Genomic DNA, 26,050 nt, shown 5'->3' with positions numbered 1-26,050 from the left:
ATATGTTAGATTCTTTCGACTTCAACTTAGCTGATGTATTGTGGCCCGTCGCCGTTCTTGCGATAGGTTTTTTTCTCTATCAAGCGCTACAAAAAGCATTCGACTTAAGCAATAAGAAAAAAAGTAGCCTGATGCTGCAAAAGCAGATCACCAACATCGTCTTTATCCTATTGCTGATCATTATCTTTGTTATCGCCCTGCCGATAAAAGACAGCATAAAAAACCAGATTATCTCGTTGATCGGGATCGTGCTATCAGCTTCTATCGCTCTGAGTTCGGCAACGTTCTTGGGCAATATCATGGCGGGGATCTGGTTACGCTCGGTGCGTAACTTCCGCATGGGAGACTTTATCGAAGTCAAAGATATGTTTGGACGAGTTTCAGGTCGCGGCTTACTTCACACCGAGTTACAAAGCATTGATCGTGACTTGATTACTTTGCCCAATCTCTTTCTAGCGACAAACCCTGTGACCGTGATGCACAGTGATGGCACCATTATTTCGACACAGCTCTCCTTGGGTTATGACGTTGATCATACCGTGATAGAACCGCTCCTGCTCAAAGCTGCTGAAGCAGCCGAACTGGATAAACCGTTTGTCTATATTGACAGTCTTGGCGATTACTCCATCGTCTACAAGGTGCATGGCTTAGCGAAAGATCTCAAAACCACTCTCTCAGCTCGCTCCACACTCAACAAGTGTGTCCTCGATGCTTTACACAAGGCCGACATCGAAATAGTGTCTCCTACCTTCATGAATCAGCGCCAAGTCAACGAGCAAGTGTTTATTCCGAAACAACGCAAACAGCAAGCGAAAAAAGAAAGCGACAGTCCTGAAGACGTGATCTTCGATAAAGCGGACAAAGCCAGTAAGCTTGATGAGATGACCCAACAACACGAGGATTTGTTGGAGCGCATGGAACAAGCCAAAGAAGCCATAAAAAATGCTGAAAATAAAGAGGTCGAGCAAGAACTCAAAGAAAGCTATGAGAAGCTTAAGACCCGAGAGAAACAGATGTCAGAGTTCCTCGAAAGTAAGTCAGAGGAAATCAGCCGTGAAGGTAAAGAAGGCTCCTCGGACAAGCCTCAGGAGTAAACGTTCTGACAACCGATAATAAAAAAGCGGCTAAAAAGCCGCTTTTTTATTATCGAGAATTAGAAGTTCTTGTTATTCGTCACTTGCCATAAATAAACGTAGGATATACAAGAAAAGCATTGCGATACTGGCAAACAACTCAATCGATGCACCAACATACTTATCTTCTGGGTAATGGTGAATAATGTTTGACGTATCGTACAAAATCGCAGCACCAGAAATGCCAATCATAGCAACGCTAAACCAGGTACCTAGCTGGAAGCCAAATATCATACCGCCTACGATTGCTAATGCAGCCAGACCAAAGCCCCACATGACAATACCACGTAAGAAAGAAAAGTCTTTGCGCGTAATAAAAGCAATTGCAGTTAGGATGCCTGCACCAATTAACGTGATAGTCGCGGCACTTTGAATCACTCCAGGAGCTTTCATCGCAGCGACCAGCAGGATTGGCGAGAAGAACACCGCATAAAGCAATGTGAATATCGCCAAGTTCATATACTGGACTGCTTTTGATTCTGCAGTATGGGCGAAACGACTTGCGAACCAACCAATACCAATGAATAAGGCAAACATAAGTAAGTTACCGCCCATACCCATCGAGCCAAAGAACGTAGCAATTTTAAGTGACGTACCAGACTGGAATAACCATACGCTTGCCAAAACGAATAAAAAGATCGCAGCCAACAAATGGTTATAGGTCTTCGTAATAAATTTAGCACGATCGCCTAACCCTGCTCGGCTGACCGCTGATTCTTGTTGTTGAATATCTTGATAGCTCATTATGTTCTCCTTAATTCAAGCCCATCGTTATTATTTAATAGAGTAACTGTTCAATGTGACACTTGGCCGGTCATTAGAACGGAATGTCGTCGTCAAAGTCATCATCCATCGCTGGCGCAGGCTGAGGCTGCTGGTTTTGCTGCTGTGGGCGAGAATTGTTACCGAAAGAGGTATCACCACCGCCGCCACTACGGCCACCTAACATCTGCATTTGACCATTAATGTCGACCACCACCTCTGTAGTGTATTTGTCTTGACCTGATTGATCTTGCCACTTACGTGTTTGAAGCTTACCTTCGAAGTAAACTTGCGAGCCTTTGCGCAAATACTCACCTGCGATTTCAGCTAACTTGCCAAAAATCACAATGCGGTGCCACTCAGTTTTCTCTTGTTGCTGACCTGAATTCTTATCTTTCCATGTTTCAGAAGTTGCTAACGTAATGTTAGCAATCGCGCGCCCATCGGCGGTATAGCGAATTTCAGGATCTTTACCGAGATTACCAACTAAAATAACTTTATTAATGCCACGACTGGCCATGTAGTACTCCTATTTTGTCTATTCTGTCTTGTGTCTAGCCTTCAATTTGGCCTAGAGCCATCAAGTCCTTTTGATTAATACGTGATTTATCAACCTGTAAATATACCTTGCCCTCACCATCATTAGCAATGGCCTCGAGCACTCCCGGCATCTTTAATGCCGAAATTTGCGCCTTTTGCCCTGATTCTTTATCCGTATCGTCCAGTTGTATCACAATTTTCTGTATTTCCGGAAGCTTACCCAAGAAGGTTAAGGCGAGTCCAGCCAAAGCGGCTAAAGCGATATTCATGTACAAAATGCCTTCAAGCCCAAGTTTTGGTAATAAATAGCCCGTTAAGCTACCGCCAAGGAAAGCGCCTAAAAATTGACTGGTACTAAAAATACCCAGCGCTGTGCCTCGATATTGTGAGCCAAATAAGTTAGAAACCGTAGACGGCAGCTTGGCTTCCAGCAGATTAAACCCTGCAAAGAATAACGTTAAAACAACCAGCCAGAACGCTATGTGGGTAAACCCAGTGAATAAACTAACTAACGCCACAACAATCACGAAAAAGGCTAACTGCATGATTTGGCGGTGCATTTTCTTGCGCTCCGCGCCGAGCATCATAGGGACCATCAACGCAATCGATAAAATTAGTACGGTTAAATAGATCCACGAATGTTGTGCCAGCGCAAAACCGCTTTGCTCTAACTTATCCGGCACAATCATGAAAACGGCCACTAGTGACCAGTGAATCACGAACACAGCAAGCGCAAGAACAAAAATTCGCCCTTTCGCAGTGACGTGCTTCCAACGCTCTGCAAAGGTCAGATTTAAATGGACTTTACTGGCCTGATCGCCGCGCGGCACCACCGTCATTGCCACAATCAATGCAATAAAAGCCAATGCAGCAATAACGAAGAATAATCCTTGAAGCGACAACCACTCGCTTAAAATTGGTCCTAAAATCAATGAAATAGCGAAAGCTAAGCCAATACTGCCACCGATCATCGCCATCATTTTCGAGCGCTGTTCAGGGCGGCTTAAATCCGCCGCTAGCGCCATGACAGCACTGGCTATAGCGCCAGCGCCTTGTAATGCACGGCCAATAATTAAGCCCCAGATGGACTCTGAAAATCCTGCGACTAAGCTACCTGCGATAAACACCACTAAGCCACCATAAATCACAGGCTTGCGGCCAATCTTGTCGGACAAAAGACCTAGCGGAAGCTGTAAAACTGCTTGCGATAACCCATAAATACCCAGCGCTAGCCCCAAAAGTGGTAGCGTCGCGCCTTCTAGATCCTCGCCCAGAATACGAATCACAGGCAACAACATGAATAACCCTAACATGCGTAGGGCAAAGATACTGGCTAGGGAAACCGCTGATCGACGTTCTAATGAGGTTAGTGGTGAGGACTTCATAAATGATTCAGTTAATAATCTCTAAAAGGCTTTTCGCAAGGCCTCATTTCACGCTATAGTTAACGGTTTGTGATTCTCGCATTTTATGGCGTAAAGACCAAATTTATTTTCTCGACGCATAGTCCAATGTCAGCAAACGCTGACTTTTGTTTCACATTCAATCATTGATAATGTGCTCAACAAATAATGGCTTACCACGCCATGCGATTTCAACCGAATAAAGCAGTAGGAACTTGATGGATACGATAGACATCCGCGGTGCAAAAACCCACAACCTTAAAAATATTGACTTAGTCCTGCCACGCGACAAGCTGATTGTGATTACCGGCTTATCAGGCTCAGGTAAGTCCTCACTAGCCTTCGACACTTTGTATGCCGAAGGCCAGCGACGTTATGTGGAATCCTTATCGGCTTATGCTCGCCAATTCCTATCGTTGATGGAAAAGCCAGACGTCGAGCATATTGAAGGCCTATCACCCGCAATCTCTATTGAGCAAAAATCGACGTCGCATAACCCTCGTTCTACAGTCGGCACCATTACAGAAATCTACGATTACCTGCGCCTGCTGTTTGCACGAGTGGGCACACCGCACTGCCCAGAGCACCAATTACCGTTAGAGGCACAGACCATCAGCCAGATGGTTGATGCGGTACTGGAGCGTGAAGCCGGCTCGAAGCTCATGTTGTTGGCTCCCGTGGTGCAAAACCGCAAGGGTGAACATATTCAGTTGATGCAAGAGTTACAAGCTAAAGGCTTTGTACGCGCACGCATCGATGGCGAAGTGCATGAGTTGGCCAACCCACCAGAGTTAGAGTTGCGCAAAAAACACACGATTGAAGTCATCGTTGACCGCTTTAAGGTCAAACCCGACTTGCAGCAACGTCTAGCAGAATCTTTTGAGACGGCGCTTGAATTAGCAGATGGTATCGCCCGTGTTGCCGAGATGGATAACCCGGATGCTGAGGAAATGGTCTTTTCAGCAAAGTACGCCTGCCCGACATGTGGTCACTCAATCCAAGAACTTGAGCCACGTATTTTCTCGTTCAACAACCCAGCAGGCGCTTGCCCGACATGTGACGGTTTAGGCGTCGATCAATTCTTTGACCCAGACAAAATCATCACCAACGAAGATATTTCTCTGGCTGGCGGCGCGATTCGTGGTTGGGATCGTCGCAATGTTTACTACTTCCACATGCTCAAATCGCTGGCTAAGCACTATAAGTTTGATATCGAGGCGCCATGGAGCAGCCTTGATAAGAAAACCCAAAAAGTGATTTTGCATGGTAGCGGTACGACACAAATTAATTTCGAGTACACCAATGATCGCGGTGACAACTACCAGCGTAAGCATCGCTTCGAGGGCATCATCCCCAACATGCAGCGTCGCTACCATGAAACAGAATCCAGCGCAGTGCGTGAAGAGTTGCAAAAATACATGACTACGCAAAGCTGCTCAAGCTGTGACGGCACTCGCTTAAACGAAAACTCGCGCAATGTCTTTATTGAAGGCACCGCGCTTCCAGAGATTACTCGCTGGTCGATTGAAGACAGTCATAATTACTTTAATACGCTCGACCTTCCGGGGCAGCGTGGTGAAATTGCAGCAAAAGTCTTAAAAGAAATTTGCGATAGACTGGGTTTCTTGGTCAATGTCGGCCTCGATTACCTAACGCTAGAGCGTAGCGCGGACACGCTTTCAGGCGGTGAAGCCCAACGTATCCGCCTCGCCAGCCAAATTGGTGCGGGTCTAGTGGGCGTGATGTACATTCTGGATGAGCCGTCGATTGGCTTACATCAGCGGGATAATGATCGACTACTAAAAACACTGGTTCACCTACGCGATCTAGGTAACACCGTCATCGTAGTCGAGCATGACGAAGACGCCATTCGTGCCGCCGATTATGTAGTCGATATCGGCCCTGGAGCAGGTGTGCACGGCGGAGAAGTAGTCGCCGCAGGTCAGCTCAAAGACATCATCAAGAAAAAAGACTCACTGACAGCGAAATACCTAACCGGTGAGCTAAAAATTGAAGTGCCCAAAGAACGCACCAAAGCCGATAGCAAAAAATTTATCTCACTCAAAGGCGCCACTGGTAACAACTTAAACCAGGTCAGCCTCGACTTACCAGTCGGTCTTTTAACCTGTATCACAGGTGTTTCTGGCTCAGGTAAATCAACGTTGATTAACGATACGCTCTACCCTATCGTCGCTCGTAAAATCAACAAATCAAGCTTGCAACCCAAAGCTTACGACTCGATTGACGGCTTAGACAATATCGATAAAGTGGTCGACATTGACCAAAGCCCAATTGGCCGTACACCACGCTCTAACCCAGCGACTTATACTGGTATTTTCACCCCAATCCGTGAACTATTCTCTGGTACACAAGAGTCACGCGCTCGTGGTTACAAACCTGGCCGCTTTAGTTTCAACGTCAAAGGTGGACGCTGCGAAGCCTGCCAAGGCGATGGCGTGATCAAAGTCGAAATGCACTTCTTGCCGGATGTGTATGTGGCCTGTGATGTCTGTAAAGGCAAACGCTACAACCGCGAAACACTTGAAGTCTTATACAAGGGCAAAAACATTCATGAAGTGTTAGAGCTGACGGTTGAAGATGCACGTGAGTTCTTTGACGCAATCCCAGCCGTAGCGCGCAAATTGCAAACCCTAATGGACGTTGGTCTGTCGTATATCAAACTTGGACAAGCAGCGACCACACTCTCCGGTGGTGAAGCGCAACGTGTGAAGCTTTCTCGTGAATTATCGAAACGCGACACAGGCCAAACACTATACATCCTTGATGAACCAACTACAGGCCTGCACTTCCACGACGTCAATCAGCTACTAAAAGTCCTTCATCGCCTACGCGATCATGGCAATACCGTCGTCGTAATTGAACACAACCTCGACGTCATCAAAACAGCCGACTGGATTGTCGACCTCGGCCCCGAAGGTGGAAGCAAAGGTGGTCAAATCATCGCCACCGGAACTCCTGAAGACGTCGCCAAAGAAAAAGGCAGTTACACTGGGAAATATCTAAAGCCGATGCTATAAAGATAGTAAAAGTCAAGTTAGCTAGAGTACACAGAATACTCTAGCTAAACTGCACCAAAAGGAATCCGCGAGTGATTTATAGGAAGAGCAGAAGTAATCGTTATATGTTAATTGGAGGCATTGGCCTTCTAATTATAGCAGCCTTTTTGTCACTCTCCATAGTAAATGACTTCAACAAATCTTGGCAAAGTCTAAGCTGGGTTAAAGCAGAAGCCAAGGTAACAAAGAACGAAAGTGCCTCATCAAAATATAACTTCCGTTATCATTATATTTTTAAAGGAAACAACTATACCAATACAAAAATAAGCTATTTTCATAACTATAAAAAATTCTCAGGTCGTTGGGACAAAATACAGAGACAATTAAAAGAATCGTATCAATCTAACAACCCTATTACCGTTTTTGTTAATCCCGAACAACCTAGCGAATCAATGGTGGATGATTACTTTAGTTATCCACAAGCACTGGGACTAATACTGTTTTTGTTTGGCTTATTTCTTCTATCTATTTTAATGATTTTACACTGGTTAAGTCATTACTTAGAGAGTAGGCAAAGAGAAATTCTACAAGTAAAATTTCCACACGAGCCTTGGCTATGGCGAAAAGAATGGATGAAAGGTTCTATCACACCTCGGAATTCAAGTGACCTCAAACATCTCCTTGTAGGCTCTATACTGATAATGACGCTCTTTTCAGGATGCATGGGCTTTTTAGGAAAGAGGTTTTATGTGTATCCTGAAGTACTTTTCTGTGTTCTTATTGGACTAATATTACTCCCTATTATTGTCTTACTTCATCTAAGAAAACGAAAATATGGTTACTCTGAACTTCATCTAAAGCCACTCCCTTACTTTACCGGTCAGAAGAATCATGGACAGCTCTCAGTAAAAAATACAAAAGTAGAGTCAAAGCAGCTCACGGTAAAGCTCGCTTGTCGCCATTATCAGCTAGAACACTCAATCGGGAGAGCCACCGTTAAAATAAGAAGCTTGTGGAGTAAAGAAGCTAAAGTAAGCGTTTCTCGTCAAAACTCATTATCGCTGCTAGACTTTTGCTTTGATATACCTGCTGCGTTGCCAGATTCAGGAAATAACCTCTCTGATGATTGTATTCAGAGGATATTAGAAGTACATGCCGATGTACCTGGTCTAGACTTTAAACACAGGTATGAAATACCTGTGTTTAATTTTTCTCATAAACAAGAACTTATCAAATATCAAATTCCTAATAACTTCACTTAAAAGAAAAAAAAGCCCGCTAAATAAGCGGGCTTTTTATTCTAACCAAACAAATTACTTTGCGATGTTGGCATTAAGGCTCACACCTGCATAAAACCAGCTTGGTTTAATGACAATGTACCAAGTGCCAGACTGTGGATTGGTCATCACGCATTGTTCTTGGTTACCGTGTTTTTTTGAGCGGCACAATGGTTTATTGGTATTGCTGTTATATAAAAATAGATCAGCGTTGCCCCAACCACCATTCAATTTAACCTCCAAGTTGTTAACATCATCAGGTAGTTCGACAGAATAAACGCGAGGGAAGAATGGTAAGCCCCACAATCCATCTAAAGCCATAACCTCAGAGTGTGACTGCGCAGCTGCGAAGTTAAATTCTGCAATAATTGGATCATGATCCGAGGAGCGGTAAGCATCCGTTGAGTAGTAGTTTTGAATCTGTTCCGGTGTTTTGTACTCGACGTTATAGTCCAAAATACGTGGTTCGTCAGCATTGATATGCCACTCAGTCACATCTACCAGCTTGTTGGCTAAGTCACCTGTTGCTAATGCATGATCTAAGCTGCCTGACCAACCTTTGAATACGTAACTGTAGTCCGTTGGTTGCGTTAAATTAACATAACCATTTTGCTCTATCTCATGTACAGGATCTTCTTTAGCATAAGCATTCAAATCACCCAAGATCATGATATTTGAAGTCGAGACACCTGTCGGGTTAGTCGCTAACCAGCTCGCTAAATAAGTCGACGCTTCGGTGCGACGCTCGTTCCAACAGCCTTGGAAATCACCCTGATCGTCATTAGCACTACCATCGCTTGGGCAGCTCCCCTTTGATTTAAAGTGGTTAACCGCAACCGTGATTAACTCGCCCGACTCACTATGCTTAAAGGTTTGTACCAGTGGTTGGCGATTCTTGGCATCGAATGGATAAGCATTCGTGGTAACCGCAGTGCCTTCTTCTGTTACTGAACTTGAGCGATAAATAATACCTACAGCGATGGCGTCAGTACCCACTTGCGATGAGGCAGGTTGCGAGAAAGCGTACTGCTCATTCGCTGGAGCTAGCGAATTCAACCCATTAACCAAGTCTTGAATCGCGCTATCGCTACCAAAGCCATCATTTTCGACTTCCATGATACCGATGATATCCGCATCCATGGCGAGGATAGCGTTGATGATTTTATCGCGCTGACGCTGGAATTCCGTAAAGGTATCGGCACCGCGAGCAGTTGGGAAGCCACCTCCTTGACCATCACCGTTAAAATAATTTAAAACGTTGAAACTCGCGACACGAAGGTTGCCAGTGCCAGCGAGCTGTGGAGCCGTTGTTCTTGTATTAGTTGAACTAAAACTTGGCTGTTGCGTTGGTTGCAGTCGATAGACACCAAAGCCGTAATCAATGACCCCGACTAAGTTGCTGACCGTATCGCCTGTACGAACCGTATTATAAAACGATAAGTCGCCAGTCGGATAAATAACGGTTTCAGGATTCTGCGCCATACTGTAATCATCAAGCACTATGGTACTAAGCGCATTAGCATCCGCCAACTGTTGGGCATCATTGCCCGGACGATGTAATTGAGTTGGCTGGAACAAGCGATCAGTCGCTAATACTAATTCACCATAACGTCCCAGATTATAATTCTCCGTGACTTTTAACGATTGCTGAAACTCAACGAGCATACCTTCTTGAGATTCCAAATCGTTTTCTGATGTTAAAGGCAACTGAATTACCGTCGGAGCAGGAACTGGTGACGTGCCACAATTAATTAAGTCCGTAATGTTCGTCAGCTGGGTTTTGTCGTAATACTCATCAACGGTACCCGCGATACGGACGCGATCGCCAACCGATAAGTTATAAGTGTTTGAACCCAGCCATACCATTAAGCCTTCAGAAGTTGCAGAGTCAGTATCTTGTTCTGCCGCTGTTTCTTGTACGAAGTAGCTGTTCAGCTGTCCTGATGCTGAAAAATCCGCCGTTACAACCGCTTCGATTACCACACTCTGGCCATCGAGTGGACTGACTAAACCACTACCTTGGATTTCATGAATAAAGGTTTTGCTGTCGCCACAAGCACCGATTTCGCCAACAGGATCACTTCCACCAGCATATTGACCCAAGTCTGAAAAGTCGTCTTGCGCCAACGTATCCCATTGCCCAGCCACATCATAAGCATCGCCACTGTTGGTGTCTGCACTTGAGCTTGGTTTACGCAATAAGGTCATGTTTTGCGTCTTAGCAGTGCTATCTCCCCAGTAACTTCCGGGGTCAGTTCCTACTTGACCAATACTATCGACTAGACCTGAACTATTCACTAACTCAATGGCATCATCGCCATTAAACCAACTCGAACCATTGGTTAAATCAGCCACATTTAAAATCGCTGCATCAGCACGATTGTTGGCAATGACAAATGTCTGCTGACTGGCAATAGTCCCCGACAAACTCATTGTTGTCGAGGCTGAGGTATTTCCGTTGAAGTAAAATTTAAGTTGGTAATCGTCTAAAGAAATCGCGTTGCTTGAATTATTGTAAAGCTCAATGGCTTTATTATAACTGCTGCCTTCGATGTACTCTGAAATAATGATATCGGCCTGAGCCTGAGTTGCGACTAGCGTTCCTAAACTCAGTGCAATTAAGCTAGGTAAACGCTTTAAATGATTAAAGTTTGACATAACCCCTTCCGTCTTTCTGTTATAAAAAGGGGATTATTGGTAATTAATATTTCAGGCCAACATCAATTTGATGACAAAAAAGTTACTAACTCTTGCTTTGAGAAGTTATGCAAATATTTATAAATACTCATTATTTGTTCATATGACTGTAACATTGCCTATTTGCTTAATATCTTTTTGACTCTTTCCAACCTTGCTTTACTTTCTAAGTCAACCTTGATCATATTCTCAGGATGATTCAAGCTTTCAGGAAAAACAACATAGTAACTACCGACTTCAAACTCTATAGGCATTACGCAATTATACAGCTTATTGTTTTCTATATTTCTTTCCCTAAGCCTACCTTTACTTAGGTAAATAGGATCGTTTACTTTGTATAAAACCTTACCCTGTTGATTACCTTTTAATTGCTCAACAACTCTAAACTCATAAACCTTAGAAAACTGCCTTATATATTCATTCCAACGAATGTAGGCAGCCTCATTTAAAGAGTAACCCTGACTTTCTAATTCTCCATATGACATCCTACCCTTATTTATAGGAATAGGCGTGTACTCACCTAAGACTTGAACAAAGTACACTTCGTCCGACTTATTTACTATAGTTGTAAGAGTCAGATCCTTGCAACTATAGCCGAACTCTTCTAATAATATTTTTTCTGGGACGAGTGAGTTCACCCAACCATCAGATAACATTATTAAGAAAGCAATCACCAACATGATAAACAACCCTAAATTGCCTTACAGTATTTCTTCTTGCGCCTCTTGCTCAGCTTTAGCCTTTGCAGCGGCTTCTTTTTTCTTCATCAGGATCTTTTGATATTTCGACTGCACAATATCACTCAGTACCATCACAGCAATCACAAAGTAGAAAGTCGCTTTGTTCATTGGCTCAATCGGGTAGCCAAAGAAGTGTAATTCAGATTTATGACCACCATCAGCCAGCAACATAATGCCCACGACTAATAAAATAAATAAACCCAACACTTCAAACATGCGGTTCTTTTGCAAGAAAGCTGATACCGTATCCGCTAACCAAATCATAGCGATACCACTTAAGATAATTGCAATCGCCATGATCCAGAAGTTATCGGTTAAGGCCATAGCACTTAGAATCGAGTCAAACGAGAACACCAAGTTCATCAGTACAATCAGAAAAATTACTTTACCCGCTGACTGAGGTTTCCGCTCTTTGCCGTCACTAACCTCTAACGCCATCATGTGCCAAATTTCTTTTACCGCGGTGTACATAATAAAAATACCACCAAATAGCACGATAATACTTTCGAGATTAAAGGTCCCCGTCACCACACCTTCCCAATTGATGGTAAATAAGGTGTCTTTGACAAGATCAATCAATTTGACCAATAAGAAAAGCAAAATGATTCGCAAAACAACAGCCAACCCAATACCGAACCAACGAACTTTCTTTTGCTGTTCCAGAGGTGCACGTTTCGACTCAAGGGAGATATAGAGCAAGTTGTCAAAACCTAATACGGCCTGCAACACGATCAACATACCTAAAGTAAATAGGTTTTCGATAGTAAATAGTTCCATTCTTTGTTCTCTTTAATTATGATTTACTGATTGCATCTTAGCATAGCCGTTTGATATTTCGAGATCCATCACTATGACCCAAGCCACTGTCGACATCATACCTTTCACGCCAGAGTTAGCCGAAGACTTCAAAGTCATCAATCAAGCGTGGATTGAAAAGTACTTCGAAGTCGAAGCCGAGGATCAACGCGTCCTCAACGATCCTAAGAAATACCTCATCGATACCGGTGGGCAAATACTCTTCGCAAGAAACACTGAAAGTGGGCAAATTATTGCAGCCTGTGCCTTAAAAAAGTGGGCAGATGACGAGTATGAATTATCAAAGATGGGGGTCTTAGAAGGCAATCAGGGCACTGGCGTCGGCAAGCTGCTCGCTCTAGCCGTTATTGAAGAAGCCAAAAAGCGCGGTTGTAAACGCTTGTTTCTAGAATCCAACCGCAAACTCAAGCCAGCCATGAAACTCTATGAAAAGCTCGGGTTTAAAGAGTTTAATAATCACGAATCACGAGTGGATTATCATCGGTGTGACATTGTGATGGAGATGTTTTTGTAGGTTACGCCTACTTTCCCAACGTTCATTTTTTGCACGAGCAAAAAACGAACCAAAAAAATCGCCCCAAACATTAGACCTTCGGCTTCCCTCACGATCAAAAATTATGACGTGCCATCAAACGAAACATCCTGTTTCGTTTTGATTAAATTGGGCTATCCCTGCCCAATTTGCACTATAATTTTCAATCGTTTCGGCTAATGTTTACGGGGTATTGGTGCAAATATCCCATTGATAATATAAATCAATTCTTTAATAAATCAGCTGAAACAATTCTATCGCTTTGCTCTAACTTAATAGCTACCCCCATACCTTCAACGACTTCGCCGAAGATGGTGTAGTTGCTGTCGAGGTGTAGATTGGGTGCTGTGTTGATGAAGAATTGTGCACCGCCGGTATCTTTGCCTATCGTAGCCATGCCGACGGTTCCGGGTAAGTGCGAACGATAGGAGAGTTCTTCACGGATGCTGTAGTCGACATTGCCAGAACCATCCCCATGCTGACTACCTCCCTGGGCGACGAAATTTGGAATTACGCGGTGGAAATAGGTGTTGTTATAAAACCCTGATTCTACCAGTTCGATGAAGTTCAGTGATGTATATGGGGTATCAGCGAACAGTTTTATGGTGATATCGCCTTTTGTAGTTTCCAGTTTGACCAACACTGGTAACTCCGGAAGCGCGTCGCCCGTTTGGCTGGGCTCCTCAGGCTTCGGTGTTTCAGGATTTAACGCTTTTTTGGCTCCACTGGCAATAATTGGTTTATCGCTTTTGGCTAGATTTTCAAGCTTTGACGTATCATTCTTTTTAATAAAGAAATCAATCGCAGCTCGCTGATGATTTGGGTCATCGCTTTGTAACCACAGTTGAGCTATTTTTTTATTTTCTTGCTCGCTGCGGTTCAGGGCCAGTAGGGCCTCTGATTGAACCCAGCTATTATTATCCTTTAGTTTTTTTTGCGCCCTGTCTAATAACTCTTCGTTTTGTAGCCAGTTGGCCCGAATAGTTGTCAATGCAGTCACTTGGCTAATGACGTCATCAAACGATAAAGCCTGCACCACACCTGCAAGTGCAGCGGGGTTATCAGGGTAGTTCGCGAGGCTACGAATCGCATTGACTCGCACGGCAATATGTTCGCTATCCAAGTGAGTCAGCAATGTCGGCAACACTTGGCGTTGCTTGGTTTTTGCTAGAGCACGAATAAGGTTAGCTTTAGCTGCTGGCGCTAGAGTAGGCATGGCCTGCAAAAAGTCATTAGTATTCTCAGTATCAACTAACGGCACTCTGGCCAACAAATAACTGGCTTCAAGCTGTGTTTCAGGACTTTTTAGTCTCTCCAACACCCGTTTCTTATCGATATTGTCGAAGTCCGAAGTTTTGTCTCTGTAAAACGTTGCTAAGATCATCAAACCATGGAGCGCACCGCGAACTTTCTGCACGGAATCATCCTGATTGATGATTTGAGTCAAAGTGAATTGCGAACCGCTGTATGCCATATTCCCTAGCGACAAAGCCAAGCGATACTGAACCTCGGGGGCTTTTTCATTTTTTAGCGCTTTCACTAGCGCAGAGCCAGCACTTGGGCTCTTGCCAATACCCACCGCAAACGCGGCAGCATAGCGAATATTTGGGTTTTCATGCTGCAAATAGGGTATGACCTTTGCTACAGCTGCTTCACCACCAACCCTTCCTAATGAAATCAATGCTGTTTCTAGGGTCTCCTCGGGTAATTCTTCACAGTTTAATACCTCTTGAAAGACATGGTGTTCCGCATCACGCTTATCCGCCCAGTAATAAATATCGTTAACATGAACACACGCCATAGCTTGTGCTGAAAAACCTATAGTAACCGCTCCTAAAAGCACCAAACCCCAATGTTTCATCACTTCTCCTCGATATCCTTCGACTAGGTGTAGCCTAAGCCTAGCAGGCACGGTAAAATGCCGCCAATACTAAGGTCAACCGACCCTAAATGAAGGTTATTATTTAATGGCTCAATATATTTATACCATGAACCGGGTGAGCAAAATCGTTCCCCCGAACAAAACTATCTTAAAGGATATATCGCTATCTTTCTTCCCAGGCGCAAAGATCGGTGTCTTGGGTCTTAACGGCGCGGGTAAATCGACACTATTACGCATCATGGCAGGCGTTGATCAGGATCATGATGGCGAAGCGCGTCCACAGCCTGGTACCAAAATCGGTTATTTGCCTCAAGAGCCGCAACTCGATGAAAGTAAAACGGTTAGAGAAATCGTTGAAGAATCAGTGACTCACGTTAAAGACGCTTTGGCCGAGCTTGATCAGGTTTATGCTGCTTATGCGGATGAAAATGCAGATTTCGATGCTCTCGCAAAGCGTCAGGGTGAGCTCGAAGCGATTATTCAGGCTGCAGACGGTCATAATCTCGAGAATACGCTTGAGCGTGCTGCGGATGCTTTGCGTCTACCAGCGTGGGATGCAAAAGTTGAACACTTATCCGGTGGTGAACGTCGCCGTGTCGCTATTTGCCGTTTGCTGCTTGAGCACCCGGATATGCTACTTCTTGACGAGCCGACTAACCACTTAGACGCTGAGTCGGTAGCTTGGCTAGAGCGCTTCTTAGTCGACTACAACGGTACAGTTGTGGCCATTACCCACGACCGTTACTTCCTTGATAACGCGGCTGGCTGGATTCTGGAACTGGATCGCGGCGAAGGTATTCCATGGGAAGGTAACTACTCTTCTTGGCTGGAGCAAAAATCAAAACGTCTTGAGATTGAAGAGAAGCAGGAAGCTTCGCGCCAAAAGACGATGAAAGAAGAGTTGGAGTGGGTACGCTCGAATTCAAAAGGTCGTCAGGCCAAATCTAAAGCTCGTATGTCACGCTTCGAAGAACTATCGAGCAAAGAGTTCCAACAACGTAACGAAACCCGTGAGTTGTATATCCCACCAGGCCCACGTTTAGGTACTCAAGTCATTACCGCGAAGGGTTTAACTAAAACCTTTGGCGATAAGTTGTTGTACAACGATTTGAACTTCAACCTACCGCAAGGTGGTATCGTTGGTGTCATCGGCCCCAATGGTGCGGGTAAATCGACCATGTTCAAAATGATGACGGGACAAGAACAGCCTGATTCAGGTGAGTTGCAGATTGGTGAAACAGTTGATCTTGCGTACGTCGACCAAAGCCGTGATTCGCTTGACGACAACAAAACGGTATGGGAAGAAATTTCTGATGGTTTAGATGTCATTACAGTCGGCACTTATGAAACGCCATCGCGTGCTTATGTCGGTCGCTTTAACTTCAAAGGCTCGGATCAACAAAAGCGTATCGGCGACCTATCGGGCGGTGAACGTAACCGCGTTCACTTAGCGAAACTGCTAAAAAGCGGTGGCAACGTCTTACTACTGGATGAGCCTACCAACGACTTGGACGTCGAGACTTTACGAGCTCTTGAGGATGCCCTTCTCGCCTTTCCGGGTTGTGCCGTGGTTATCTCGCACGATCGCTGGTTCCTTGACCGTATCGCGACGCACATTCTCGCGTTTGAAGGTGATAGTGAAACGGTCTGGTTTGAAGGTAACTACCAAGAATACGAAGCGGATCGTAAGCGTCGCCTTGGTGCTGATGCTGATCAACCGCATCGTATTAAGTACCGCAAAATTACTAAGTCGTAAACGCTCTTCAAAACTGACTGGTTCACCTTCCTTGCGTGGACCAGTCTTTAAAATCAATAATTTACATCGACAAGCCGCAAAGGGTTTGCTAGTCTAAAAGCAAGTCATTAAGCCACAAAGGACTTGTGTCATAAACACCGAACGTCGACAATTCACCCGCGTGCCCATCAATGCAAAGGCACTGATAGAACAAGATGGCGAGAAACACACCGCCTCTGTGGTAGACGTTTCTCTAAATGGCGCCCACCTGAAGTCCAGTGCTTCGCTTAAACAAGACTCCACCCTCAGCCTAAGTATCATTTTCGACGAGTTATCCCCCCCAATAAAAATGTTCGCCAAAGTGGTTTACTGCAACGGCGAAAATTACGGTGTTGAATGTTTAGAAATAGACATTGATAGCATGTTGCAATTACGCTCGATGTTAACGCTTCACAATAACGACCCTGAGACAATTCATCGGGAGTCACAGGCTTTGTGGGAACGCAACTCTCAAGAACCAGAATAGCGCCGCTCATTTCTCCTCCAACAGCTAAACCAACGGTTTATTCCATTTGTTTATTGGCTGTGGGACAATTTTCTCATGCCAAAACAAAGAGTTACATCAGAACAAGAAGAACTTGCCCAACGTATCGGGCAAGCGTTAGGTCATGCAAAAAAGTCTTTAAGTAAGAGTAAGGCTCAGGTTGCTCAGGAGTGTGGCGTTACCGCGCAAGCAGTCAACAATTGGTTACGTCGTGGCAAAATCAGTAAACGCTCCCTGATCCTATTGGCTGAAGCAACGGCAGTTGATTTTATGTGGCTTTACTCAGGTATATCCCCAGAAAACACTGGTGGTAACTACAAACCGAGCCACCTAACTGATACTTCAACCTCAGATTACTCGATTGACAAAAAGCGACTATCTCACTCCATTGAAAAAGTTCTTACTCGGACCAAGCTCAGCCAACTTAGCGCATCTGACTACGAGCTACTAGCTGACTACATTACTGCAGAATACTATAAAGCCCTAAAAGATGATGACATCATCGACTCATTGCTTGAACTCAATAACGACTAGTTTATTTTTTATTGCAAAATATAAACCATTGGTTTAGATTAATAACAAATAAACTTACTATCTATCCCGTATTTTTTATCAAATAAAAAAATTTAGATTCCGGCGCACAAAGCGTTACTCAGGTCGTTTGCTGGATCTGGATCAACTGATGAATAAGAAAGATTTGCTTGTGCTATTAAAGCTGGCGATTGCCTTGCTGTTAATATCCATGCTTTGCACAACGACTGGGATCTTGTTGATGATTTACCCCTAGGCTTGCGCATTGCCTTGTTGCCAACGATCAAATGCCGTTTGATAGCCCTTGGGCTTAGTTAGCTCCAATTGATGACACACTTCACCACGGGCTAAATATTTGACTTCAAAGTGAGTTCGAGCGCTGTCGGTTGCAACTTGTAGTCGTTTAACAGGAAGTTGCCACTGTTCTTTGGCCAGTTGCTCAGCTTCATCCGCATAGTCTTTAATATTGGTCGCCAAAATAATCGTAGCCTCAGGCTTCATTCGAGACAGCAGAAACTCGAAGAACGGCATATTTAACCATCGTTGGCTCGAATTTTTCGGCTCTGGATTAGGGTACAGCAAGAAAATACCGTCCAGCGATTGCGGCGGTAAGGCATGCACGACCCAAGGTATGGCATCAGCGTGTATCGCCGTTAAATTGCGTAAACCCAACGTTTTGGAGCGCTCTGCGAACACATCATACTTACCTCGAGTTCGTTCAATGGCAATTAGGTGCTTGCTCGGGTTTTGCTCGGCAAACTGCATCGCATGCATACCCTTGCCCGCGCCAATCTCAAGATATTGAGAATCCGACAATATGGGTTGAACGAAGTCACGCGGCTGGAATAGTTTTTCAGGTTTAAATTGGCGGTCTTTAATTGTTGTCATTGCTTTATTTGTTTACCCATCATTGTCACAACGGTCTTCATTTTCTGGAACCTTACTTTTGACTTTGGCCATCACTTGAAGCGTGACAAAGGTGACGATACTCAATAACAAAGCAATTTCCAGACGATGCGTTCCAACGGCGATACCAATCGCAGCCGTGCCCCATAAACTTGCTGCCGTAGCAAGACCAGTCACACTGCTACCATTCTTAAGGATCGCACCGCCGCCAATAAAACCGATACCAGTCACAACACCTTCTAGAATTCTTGCCTGCGCACTGGGCTCACTAAAAATATCCATTGCGATCAATACAAATCCACACGAGGCGATACTGACTAAGGGAAAGGTTCTAATGCCCGCGCTTTTGGTTTCACTTTCACGATTCCAGGCAATCGGAAACGCCAGAATATAAGCTACCATCATGGTGATTAAATGGTTTAGAACTACCGCCCAATCTATGTCTATCATTTACTTTTCCTCACGGAATTTAATGTTGGAATAACCGCTCCATCAAAAAGTCAGAAGAGACTTCTTCACCCTCAAGGTGCATCGCGACTAACTCACCGCCTAGGATTTGCGGCGCTATAACGATGTCAGGTTGAACCAGCTTTACACGTTTGAGGTTATGAGTATCATTCACCGCTGTCACCGTTTTAACATCATGAGTGACTTCCTTCACAGCCAATATCACAAAAGCATTTTCAGAATCATCATCTAAAAGCGAGATGACCCCTTTCGCACTTTTCAAGCCACACTCTTCCAAGACATCGATCTCACTAGGCTCACCAAACACCACATCATCACCAGAAACACTATCTTTATCGATATGCGGTTGGATAATTCTAGTGACATGATTCCCTCGGTTTTTAAGTTCCTTACAGGTATTAATCGCTAATGAGCTGTTACCGATTACAATATAATGATTGTCTCTTTTCATAGAATTTCCTTTGTGCACCATCATTTTCGCCAAGCTGGTTCGAACCATCGGTGCTATCACTGCCGTTAGTGATGTTGCGAAAACAGCAACGCCGAGAATAATCACGGAGATAGTAAAGAGTTTAGCTTCGACAGAAATTGGATTGATATCGCCATAGCCCACGGTCGTCATGGTGACAATAGAATAATAGAACGCTGTTACCCAATCATCAATATGCGGGTCAAACTCTTTGCCTAGGTAAAAACTCCCTATGACGGAATACAACAGCAACATCACCATAGACGTTAAAGCAAAGATAGAGTTAGCCGCAACACTAGACTTATAAAATGACTGTCGAAACAGCGACAAAGAAGTGATTAGGAACACAAAATACAATAACTGCCACATACTGCGATCAGACCAAATAATACTGATCAAAGCTAAGCTTGCTAAGAAAAGCGACATCGACCACGCAACTCTAGAATGCAGCAGTAAACCAAACGACATTAAAATCATTCCACCACCAACCACTAGTGGGGGAACATTTTTAGCCGATAACTCGACTTGCCCGGTGAATAACTGTTTAAGGTAAGGAATCCAGTGATCACCTAAGTCTGTCTGGAATAGCCAAACGCCTCCCAGAACAAACAACACAGCCATAATGCCGTGAGGGAACCAGTACTTAGCTTTTAGCGTTTTTCCGAGAGACTCTAATTGACGACTCCGTTTCTTGCTCAATGTGTTGATCATTGCGCCTCTTAGCTACAAATTGAATTGTGTATAACCCTCAATAACTTATCACAGTAGGTTAATCATTTCCTGTAACCTACTGACGCCATGGACCTCCAAACCCTTGATCGGTTTTGAAGGAAGGTTACCTTTCGGAACAATCGCTTTTTTGAAGCCATGTTTTTCGGCTTCCTTTAAACGCTCCTGACCATTCGGTACGGGACGCACTTCACCCGCCAAACCGACTTCACCAAAAATCACCAAATGTTCTTCTAACGGTCGGTTGCGCAAACTTGAAATAATCGCCGCGATCAATGCCAAGTCCGAACTGGTTTCCATGACCCGTACGCCACCAACTACGTTAGCAAACACATCCTGATCAAACGTTGCTACGCCACCATGGCGGTTTAAAACAGCTAGCAGCATGGCAATACGCTGGTGATCCAAACCAACAGCAACTCGTTTAGGCTGCGGCGCATGAGAAGTATCCACCAAAGCCTGAATTTCGACCAGCATGGGGCGAGTCCCTTCCCAAGTCGAAACAATAGCACTGCCAGCCACAGGATCCGTATATTTGGATAAGAAAATCGCAGAAGGGTTTTTGACTTGCTTTAGCCCTTCATCGGTCATGGCAAACACGCCTAATTCGTTGACTGCACCAAAGCGATTTTTCACCGCACGCAGTAAGCGTAAACGCCCATCGCGCTCGCCCTCAAAATACAGTACGGCATCAACCATATGCTCAAGCACGCGCGGCCCTGCCAGCGCGCCATCTTTTGTCACGTGACCGACCACTAATAAGGTTGTGCCCGTTTGCTTCGCAAAACGAACCAACTGTGCCGCACTTTCACGCACCTGCGCCACACCACCCGGTGCCGACTGCAGCATTTCGGTGTAAATGGTCTGAATTGAGTCCACCACCATGACTTTTGGTTTTTGCATTAAAGCCTGTGTGGTGATTTGTTCGACCTGAGTTTCTGTCAGTAATGAAAAGTCACCCGTCTTTAGCCCAAGACGCTGCGCACGCATCGTCACCTGCTGCATCGACTCCTCGCCCGTAACATAAAGGACAGGCATCTCTTCGCTAATTTTGCACAAGCTCTGTAGCAAGATAGTCGATTTACCAATACCAGGGTCACCACCCATCAAAACCACAGAGCCAGGAACCAAGCCACCACCTAGCACGCGATCCAGTTCTGACATGCCAGAGCCCATACGTGGTACTTCAGACAAGTCCACCTTGTCCATCTTAACGACTTTGCTTTGCTCACCCGCGTAGCCTGTGAAACGTGAACTCTTTTCAGCTTTGCTTTGCTTCACGTCAGCTTGCTCAACCATTGAGTTCCAAGCTTTACATTGACCGCATTGCCCCGCCCACTTAGGGCTTTCTGAGCCGCATTCTTGGCAGACGTAGATTGTTTTTACTTTCGCCATAATTATTAAATACCAAACGCCTTGCTCGTCAGCATGGCTTTGTTAAAGCTTTACTCAGCGCTTATCATTTATTTCCTAATAAACTCAAATCACTTCGTAAAGCTTTGCCGCGCCACGCTATAGCCCAAGCCGTTTTCGATAATTACTCTCCTAACTGGTAATCATTACTAAAATTTCCGCTACTCATCGTTAAAATGTCGCTCAATCTGCTCACTTATCAAACAATAAGCTCCGCTATTTCGCTCCATTTTGCCTTGATTAGCGTCACCTCAGCTTTTCTAACTTCTAGTTTTTGTCGAGCATCCAGACCTTTTCTAATTGCTTTTCAGCCTGACTTATATCATTACTGCTTTCTTTTTCGACTTTTTTGCTCGCCCTTATCTTATGGGATAGAATAACTTTATTGAAGTAATTAAATTGATTTCTCATGGTTGACCACACTGCTGACACTTGGCGTCCAGACAGCTGGAAAGATAAGCCTGTCAGTCAACAAATCAAATACGGTGATCCACAAGCTCTACAGCAAGTGGTCGATAAGCTGTGTCAGCTCCCACCGTTGGTCTCCAGCTCAGAAGTCGATACTTTAAAAGCTCGCATTGCCGAAGCGCAGGCTGGAAAACGCTTTATTGTACAAGGCGGCGACTGCGCAGAATCTTTTTCGGACTGTAATGCTGACGCTATTTCACAAAAGGTTCGCAGCCTATTAAGCTTAAGCCTGTTGGTCAGTCAAAAAACACGTCAGCCAATCACGCGAATCGGTCGTATTGCTGGGCAATACGCCAAGCCGCGCTCTGAATTAACCGAAACACAAGGCGAGACCACCTTAACCAGCTATCGAGGTGATTTGGTCAATCATGTGCACTTCACGGAATCGGCACGAACCCCTGACCCAGCGCGTATGCTAGAGGGTTACAGTTATGCTTCCTTGACGCTGAATTACATTCGCTCGCTTTTGGAAGCAGAACTTGATGAGCTGTTTAACCTTGAGGCTGAAGTTAACTCTTTACATGACTTAGCCCAGCAAAAAGAATTGCACAAAAGCCTGCGTAATTTTCGTGATGCCTTAAGTTTGTTCCACCAATTCAATGGTAAACAAACCGCCCACAGAAACTTAACCGAATTTTATACCAGCCATGAGGCACTGCACCTTCACTACGAGCAGGCCTTAACCCGAAAAGCCAACAATGCCCGCTGGTATAATTTATCGACTCACTTTCCTTGGGTCGGAATGCGCACCGTTCAAAGTGAAAGCGCCCATCTAGAATACTTGCGTGGTATCGCCAATCCTATAGCCATCAAAGTCGGCCCCACCGTTAGGCCACAAGATCTGGTTGAGTTATGCCGCTGGATTAACCCTGACAACGAAGCGGGGCGTCTGACCTTAATTCAGCGTTTTGGTCATGAGCAGATCGCGGATAAACTTCCAGCCATGATTCAGGCTATTCAAGATGCTGATATCAGGGTCTTATGGAGTTGTGATCCGATGCATGGCAATACCCAAGTCAGCGCGAACGGTTACAAAACACGGGACTATAGCCACATACAGTCTGAATTACAGCAAGCCTTTGATATTCATCAGGAAAATGACTCTCATCTTGGCGCGGTTCACCTTGAAATGACGGGCGAAGCGGTGATGGAGTGCGTTGGTAGTAGCTATACTGTAAAACATCAAGAATTAGGTAAAGCCTACACCAGCCTCGTTGACCCACGATTAAATCTCAGCCAAGCCTTTGAATTAATTGATAGTTTAACATTATCTCAGTCCAAAGCTTTTTCCAGCGAGCAAAAAACCTCATCAAACTCTTGATCTATAAACACATTTTGTAATATATTCGGGAGATACTCTAAATCGGGAGTATATAGGCGCGAGAAAAATATGGTGAGGAGATAACCATGTTGATCAAAAAAAGCATAAAACAATTATTTATCACGACTGGTGTTGCATTGAGCATCATGGGTGGTTCTAGTGCTTTTGCTAAAGCTCAGGTCTGTTCCGATAGTAACCATATTGGTTATAACAGCGATGAACTACACATCATTACCTCAATTGAGCCAGAGCTACTGGAACCAGCTCAAACTCAACTTGGCAGCACAAACAGTGTGAAAAAATCAGCAAGTTGGTACTCGTGGCTTACCGAGTCACACACTATGCCGAGCTTGCACTTCATCCAATTCTTGGAGTTGTTTGAAAAGTCTTAATTTTTAGAGAGGGTTGAGTTATATTAACCCTTTCTAAAGTACGATTTAGTGTCAAACAATGAATCAAGAAACCGAAAAAACCAATGACTCCTCATTGGACAACTTTCCTGAGTCCAAAAAACAATCTTCAGAACCCAACACCGAGTCCCAAAGTAGCCGTACAGGCACTGGCTTTTGGTCCACAGTACAAAGCGTTTTAGGCGCCATGTTTGGTGTTCAATCTGAAGAGCAACGCGAGAAAGATTTCGAAAAAGGTAGCGCCGTTCAGTTTATCGTTGGTGGTCTTATTTTCGTGGTGGTCTTTATCGTAACGATTTTATACTTCGTGAACTCAGCCCTAGAAGGCTCGGGCGCTGGCTAATTATTTATAAACAGCCAGTAACTCTTTGGCTTTCGAACGGTTATTCCCATCACAGGAAATAAAGCGCTGGACGTCAAACGTTGCAACAGTCGTGGCCTCTTTATAAATCTCACGGGCTACGACTGTATCATGATTTGAAATAGCCGTTACGACCTTCTTCTCAAGCGCCCTTTCCGCTAAAAAACCCAACTCGGCCTGCTGGTCATAACTGAAGCCTTGTTTAGTGTAGTCAGTAAAGTTCGCGGTTAAGCTCTGCGGGATATAGGGTGGATCGCAATAAATGACATCACCCTGTCGTGCCGCATTAAAACTTTGACGAAAGCTTTGACATCGAAACTCTGCCTTTTGTGCTTTCTTAGAAAATACTTCAAGCTCGTGTCCAGGGAAGTATGGTCGCTTGTACCGACCGAAAGGCACATTGAAGCCCCCCGAACGATTGTATCGACACAAACCGTTATAGCCGTGGCGATTGAAATACAAGAATAATGCCGAACGTTCTTTACCAGCCTCAAGCTGATTAAAGTGTTCACGCAACTCATAAAAGCGTTTTTCTTTATTGTTAGACTCTATGAAGTAATTGGCGCAATAGTTAATAAAGCTACTTTTACCGCGCTTTAAATCACGAAACAGGTTGATCAGGTCCGGATTAATATCTGCTAGCACATAGCGATCGTAATCTGCATTAAGAAAGACGACACCAGAACCCACGAACGGCTCGATTAGCTTTTTTCCTTGCGGCAAATGATGCAGAATCTTTGGTAATAATCTAAACTTGCCACCAGCCCACTTAAGGAAGGGTCTTTGAAACTTTATAGGCTGGGCTATCGACATTCGAATCGGCAAATAAACTGGTATTGTCGGCTAGTTTATCAAAACCGATCACGAATAACAGCGAAATTAACGATTTATAGGTATCTAGCATGGCACAAGCTTGCGCAACCCTGATTCTCGCACATGGTGCTGGCGCCGACTCTCAGTCTGAGTTTATGCGGTATATGCAGCGTGAAATAAGTGATAGTTGCATCGATGTTATCACCTTTGACTTCCCTTATATGCTCCGTCGACAGGAAACAGGGAAAAAGTCTCCGCCAGATCGAATGCCTAAGTTAATCGAAAGCTTCAAACAGCAAATTGAGCAAGTTAACAGCGATATTGTGGTCATCGGTGGCAAGTCCATGGGCGGCCGAGTGGCGACAATGATCGCTGATGAGACAGCTGTCAGTGGTGTCATCGCAATGGGTTATCCATTTCACCCACCGGGCAAGCCAGAGAAAACACGAACGGAACACCTTAAATCTATAAAAACGCCAACGCTGATTTTGCAAGGTACCCGCGATACTTTTGGTAAACCCAAAGAAGTTGCAAGCTATCATCTGAGCAGTAATATTGACGTTACATGGTTACAGGATGGTAATCACAGCCTAGAAACCCTAAAGCGCTCAGAGATTTCCACAGAAGAGAGCTGGGCACTCGCAGTACAACACAGTCGTAATTTTATCCGCGGACTATTCTGACAGCTTTAATGGACGAAGAAAGAGACACCGACTAAACAAAATTCATGATAAGAATCACGGCCCAGACTATAACCAAGTTCAAAATCGCGATCGCAACAGCAGCAGAGCCGATATCCTTCGCCCTGCCTGATAGCTGATGTTGCTCCCCTCCAAAACGGTCAACCACAGCTTCAACCGCAGAGTTAATCAGCTCCATCATTAACACCAGCAACACAGACATTACCATTAAGCCAATTTGCGCAGCAGACTGTCCCAAAACAAAGCTTAAAGGTATCAGCACTACAGCCATGACAAGTTCTTGGCGGAAAGCCGCTTCATGCCTCCAAGCAGCTTTTAAACCTAGCCATGAGTAATGACTGGCATGAATGATTCGGGGCAATCCTGTTTTTCCGGGTTTCAT

At 44.6% G+C, this 26,050-nt stretch carries 24 protein-coding genes; 11 read left to right on the top strand and 13 right to left on the bottom strand.

Going from position 1 to position 26,050, the window contains the following annotated elements:
* Positions 1-2 precede the first annotated feature (2 nt).
* Positions 3-1,094 (top strand): mechanosensitive ion channel family protein, encoded by a 1,092-nt coding sequence (locus KFK88_RS03990; protein ID WP_223577363.1) that lies wholly within the window; start codon positions 3-5, stop codon positions 1,092-1,094.
* Positions 1,095-1,166: 72 nt separating this feature from the next.
* Here KFK88_RS03990 and KFK88_RS03985 read toward each other — a convergent pair whose 3' ends face one another.
* The 3 genes from KFK88_RS03985 to KFK88_RS03975 all read right to left on the bottom strand — a co-directional run bounded on the left by KFK88_RS03985 (position 1,167) and on the right by KFK88_RS03975 (position 3,820).
* Entirely contained in the window at positions 1,167-1,877 is a 711-nt protein-coding gene (locus KFK88_RS03985; RefSeq protein ID WP_223577362.1) for a Bax inhibitor-1/YccA family protein, read from the bottom strand.
* Positions 1,878-1,950: 73 nt separating this feature from the next.
* Positions 1,951-2,415, bottom strand: coding sequence for a single-stranded DNA-binding protein (gene ssb, locus KFK88_RS03980; RefSeq protein WP_223577361.1), 465 nt, complete (start codon positions 2,413-2,415; stop codon positions 1,951-1,953).
* Positions 2,416-2,449: 34 nt separating this feature from the next.
* Positions 2,450-3,820, bottom strand: coding sequence for an MFS transporter (locus tag KFK88_RS03975; protein ID WP_223577360.1), 1,371 nt, complete (start codon positions 3,818-3,820; stop codon positions 2,450-2,452).
* Between the two features lie 236 nt (positions 3,821-4,056).
* Here KFK88_RS03975 and uvrA point away from each other — a divergent pair, with 236 nt between their 5' ends.
* Positions 4,057-6,876 (top strand): excinuclease ABC subunit UvrA, encoded by a 2,820-nt coding sequence (uvrA, locus tag KFK88_RS03970; protein ID WP_223577359.1) that lies wholly within the window; start codon positions 4,057-4,059, stop codon positions 6,874-6,876.
* Between the two features lie 104 nt (positions 6,877-6,980).
* Positions 6,981-8,117: a DUF3592 domain-containing protein gene (locus KFK88_RS03965; RefSeq protein WP_223577358.1), complete on the top strand. Its 1,137-nt coding sequence runs from the start codon at positions 6,981-6,983 to the stop codon at positions 8,115-8,117.
* Positions 8,118-8,168: 51 nt separating this feature from the next.
* Here the strand turns inward: KFK88_RS03965 and KFK88_RS03960 are convergent, their stop codons facing one another.
* The 3 genes from KFK88_RS03960 to KFK88_RS03950 form a co-directional block, all read right to left on the bottom strand.
* The gene (locus KFK88_RS03960; RefSeq protein WP_223577357.1) at positions 8,169-10,790 is read right to left on the bottom strand and encodes an ExeM/NucH family extracellular endonuclease; all 2,622 of its coding nucleotides are present in this window, start codon (positions 10,788-10,790) and stop codon (positions 8,169-8,171) included.
* Between the two features lie 158 nt (positions 10,791-10,948).
* Positions 10,949-11,509 carry a hypothetical protein gene (locus KFK88_RS03955; RefSeq protein ID WP_223577356.1) on the bottom strand — a complete coding sequence of 187 codons (561 nt, stop codon included), beginning with the start codon at positions 11,507-11,509 and terminating at the stop codon, positions 10,949-10,951.
* A 21-nt stretch (positions 11,510-11,530) separates the two neighbouring features.
* Positions 11,531-12,346: a TerC family protein gene (locus KFK88_RS03950; protein WP_223577355.1), complete on the bottom strand. Its 816-nt coding sequence runs from the start codon at positions 12,344-12,346 to the stop codon at positions 11,531-11,533.
* A 73-nt stretch (positions 12,347-12,419) separates the two neighbouring features.
* Between KFK88_RS03950 and KFK88_RS03945 the strand changes: the two genes are divergently transcribed.
* Entirely contained in the window at positions 12,420-12,899 is a 480-nt protein-coding gene (locus KFK88_RS03945; RefSeq protein WP_223577354.1) for a GNAT family N-acetyltransferase, read from the top strand.
* Positions 12,900-13,140: 241 nt separating this feature from the next.
* Here KFK88_RS03945 and KFK88_RS03940 read toward each other — a convergent pair whose 3' ends face one another.
* Entirely contained in the window at positions 13,141-14,778 is a 1,638-nt protein-coding gene (locus tag KFK88_RS03940; protein ID WP_223577353.1) for a peptidylprolyl isomerase, read from the bottom strand.
* 106 nt (positions 14,779-14,884) lie between these two features.
* On the opposite strand from KFK88_RS03940, the gene ettA reads away from it, so the two are divergent.
* From ettA to KFK88_RS03925, 3 genes are all read left to right on the top strand, one after another.
* A complete protein-coding gene (ettA, locus tag KFK88_RS03935; RefSeq protein WP_223577352.1) occupies positions 14,885-16,555 on the top strand; it encodes an energy-dependent translational throttle protein EttA in 1,671 nt (556 codons plus the stop codon).
* Between the two features lie 106 nt (positions 16,556-16,661).
* A complete protein-coding gene (locus KFK88_RS03930; RefSeq protein ID WP_317851543.1) occupies positions 16,662-17,060 on the top strand; it encodes a PilZ domain-containing protein in 399 nt (132 codons plus the stop codon).
* A 75-nt stretch (positions 17,061-17,135) separates the two neighbouring features.
* Entirely contained in the window at positions 17,136-17,612 is a 477-nt protein-coding gene (locus tag KFK88_RS03925) for a helix-turn-helix domain-containing protein (RefSeq protein ID WP_223577351.1), read from the top strand.
* A 249-nt stretch (positions 17,613-17,861) separates the two neighbouring features.
* On the opposite strand, the gene trmB is transcribed toward KFK88_RS03925, so the two are convergent.
* The 4 genes from trmB to radA are packed head-to-tail and all read right to left on the bottom strand — an operon-like array spanning position 17,862 to position 21,576.
* Complete coding sequence (gene trmB / locus KFK88_RS03920; protein WP_223577350.1) at positions 17,862-18,497, bottom strand: tRNA (guanine(46)-N(7))-methyltransferase TrmB; 636 nt, start codon at positions 18,495-18,497, stop codon at positions 17,862-17,864.
* Between the two features lie 12 nt (positions 18,498-18,509).
* Complete coding sequence (locus KFK88_RS03915; RefSeq protein ID WP_223577349.1) at positions 18,510-18,965, bottom strand: MgtC/SapB family protein; 456 nt, start codon at positions 18,963-18,965, stop codon at positions 18,510-18,512.
* A gap of 19 nt (positions 18,966-18,984) precedes the next feature.
* Positions 18,985-20,163 (bottom strand): ion channel, encoded by a 1,179-nt coding sequence (locus tag KFK88_RS03910; RefSeq protein ID WP_223577348.1) that lies wholly within the window; start codon positions 20,161-20,163, stop codon positions 18,985-18,987.
* A 48-nt stretch (positions 20,164-20,211) separates the two neighbouring features.
* On the bottom strand, positions 20,212-21,576 hold the full coding sequence (radA, locus tag KFK88_RS03905) for a DNA repair protein RadA (protein WP_223577347.1): 1,365 nt from the start codon (positions 21,574-21,576) through the stop codon (positions 20,212-20,214).
* Between the two features lie 427 nt (positions 21,577-22,003).
* Here radA and KFK88_RS03900 point away from each other — a divergent pair, with 427 nt between their 5' ends.
* The 3 genes from KFK88_RS03900 to KFK88_RS03890 all read left to right on the top strand — a co-directional run bounded on the left by KFK88_RS03900 (position 22,004) and on the right by KFK88_RS03890 (position 24,136).
* The gene (locus tag KFK88_RS03900; protein ID WP_223577346.1) at positions 22,004-23,383 is read left to right on the top strand and encodes a 3-deoxy-7-phosphoheptulonate synthase; all 1,380 of its coding nucleotides are present in this window, start codon (positions 22,004-22,006) and stop codon (positions 23,381-23,383) included.
* A gap of 86 nt (positions 23,384-23,469) precedes the next feature.
* The gene (locus tag KFK88_RS03895; protein ID WP_223577345.1) at positions 23,470-23,775 is read left to right on the top strand and encodes a hypothetical protein; all 306 of its coding nucleotides are present in this window, start codon (positions 23,470-23,472) and stop codon (positions 23,773-23,775) included.
* A 58-nt stretch (positions 23,776-23,833) separates the two neighbouring features.
* Positions 23,834-24,136: a DUF2970 domain-containing protein gene (locus KFK88_RS03890; protein WP_223577344.1), complete on the top strand. Its 303-nt coding sequence runs from the start codon at positions 23,834-23,836 to the stop codon at positions 24,134-24,136.
* Here the strand turns inward: KFK88_RS03890 and KFK88_RS03885 are convergent, their stop codons facing one another.
* Positions 24,137-24,967 (bottom strand): Dam family site-specific DNA-(adenine-N6)-methyltransferase, encoded by an 831-nt coding sequence (locus tag KFK88_RS03885; protein WP_223577343.1) that lies wholly within the window; start codon positions 24,965-24,967, stop codon positions 24,137-24,139. It abuts the gene before it with no gap.
* An 89-nt stretch (positions 24,968-25,056) separates the two neighbouring features.
* On the opposite strand from KFK88_RS03885, the gene KFK88_RS03880 reads away from it, so the two are divergent.
* Positions 25,057-25,650, top strand: coding sequence for an alpha/beta fold hydrolase (locus KFK88_RS03880; protein WP_223577342.1), 594 nt, complete (start codon positions 25,057-25,059; stop codon positions 25,648-25,650).
* 31 nt (positions 25,651-25,681) lie between these two features.
* Here the strand turns inward: KFK88_RS03880 and KFK88_RS03875 are convergent, their stop codons facing one another.
* Complete coding sequence (locus KFK88_RS03875; RefSeq protein WP_223577341.1) at positions 25,682-26,050, bottom strand: diacylglycerol kinase; 369 nt, start codon at positions 26,048-26,050, stop codon at positions 25,682-25,684.

The sequence above is a fragment of the Kangiella taiwanensis genome, from assembly GCF_020005165.1.
Lineage (GTDB): Bacteria > Pseudomonadota > Gammaproteobacteria > Enterobacterales > Kangiellaceae > Kangiella > Kangiella taiwanensis.
Note: the sequence above shows the minus strand (reverse complement) of the source record. Positions and strands in the feature narration are given on the sequence as shown.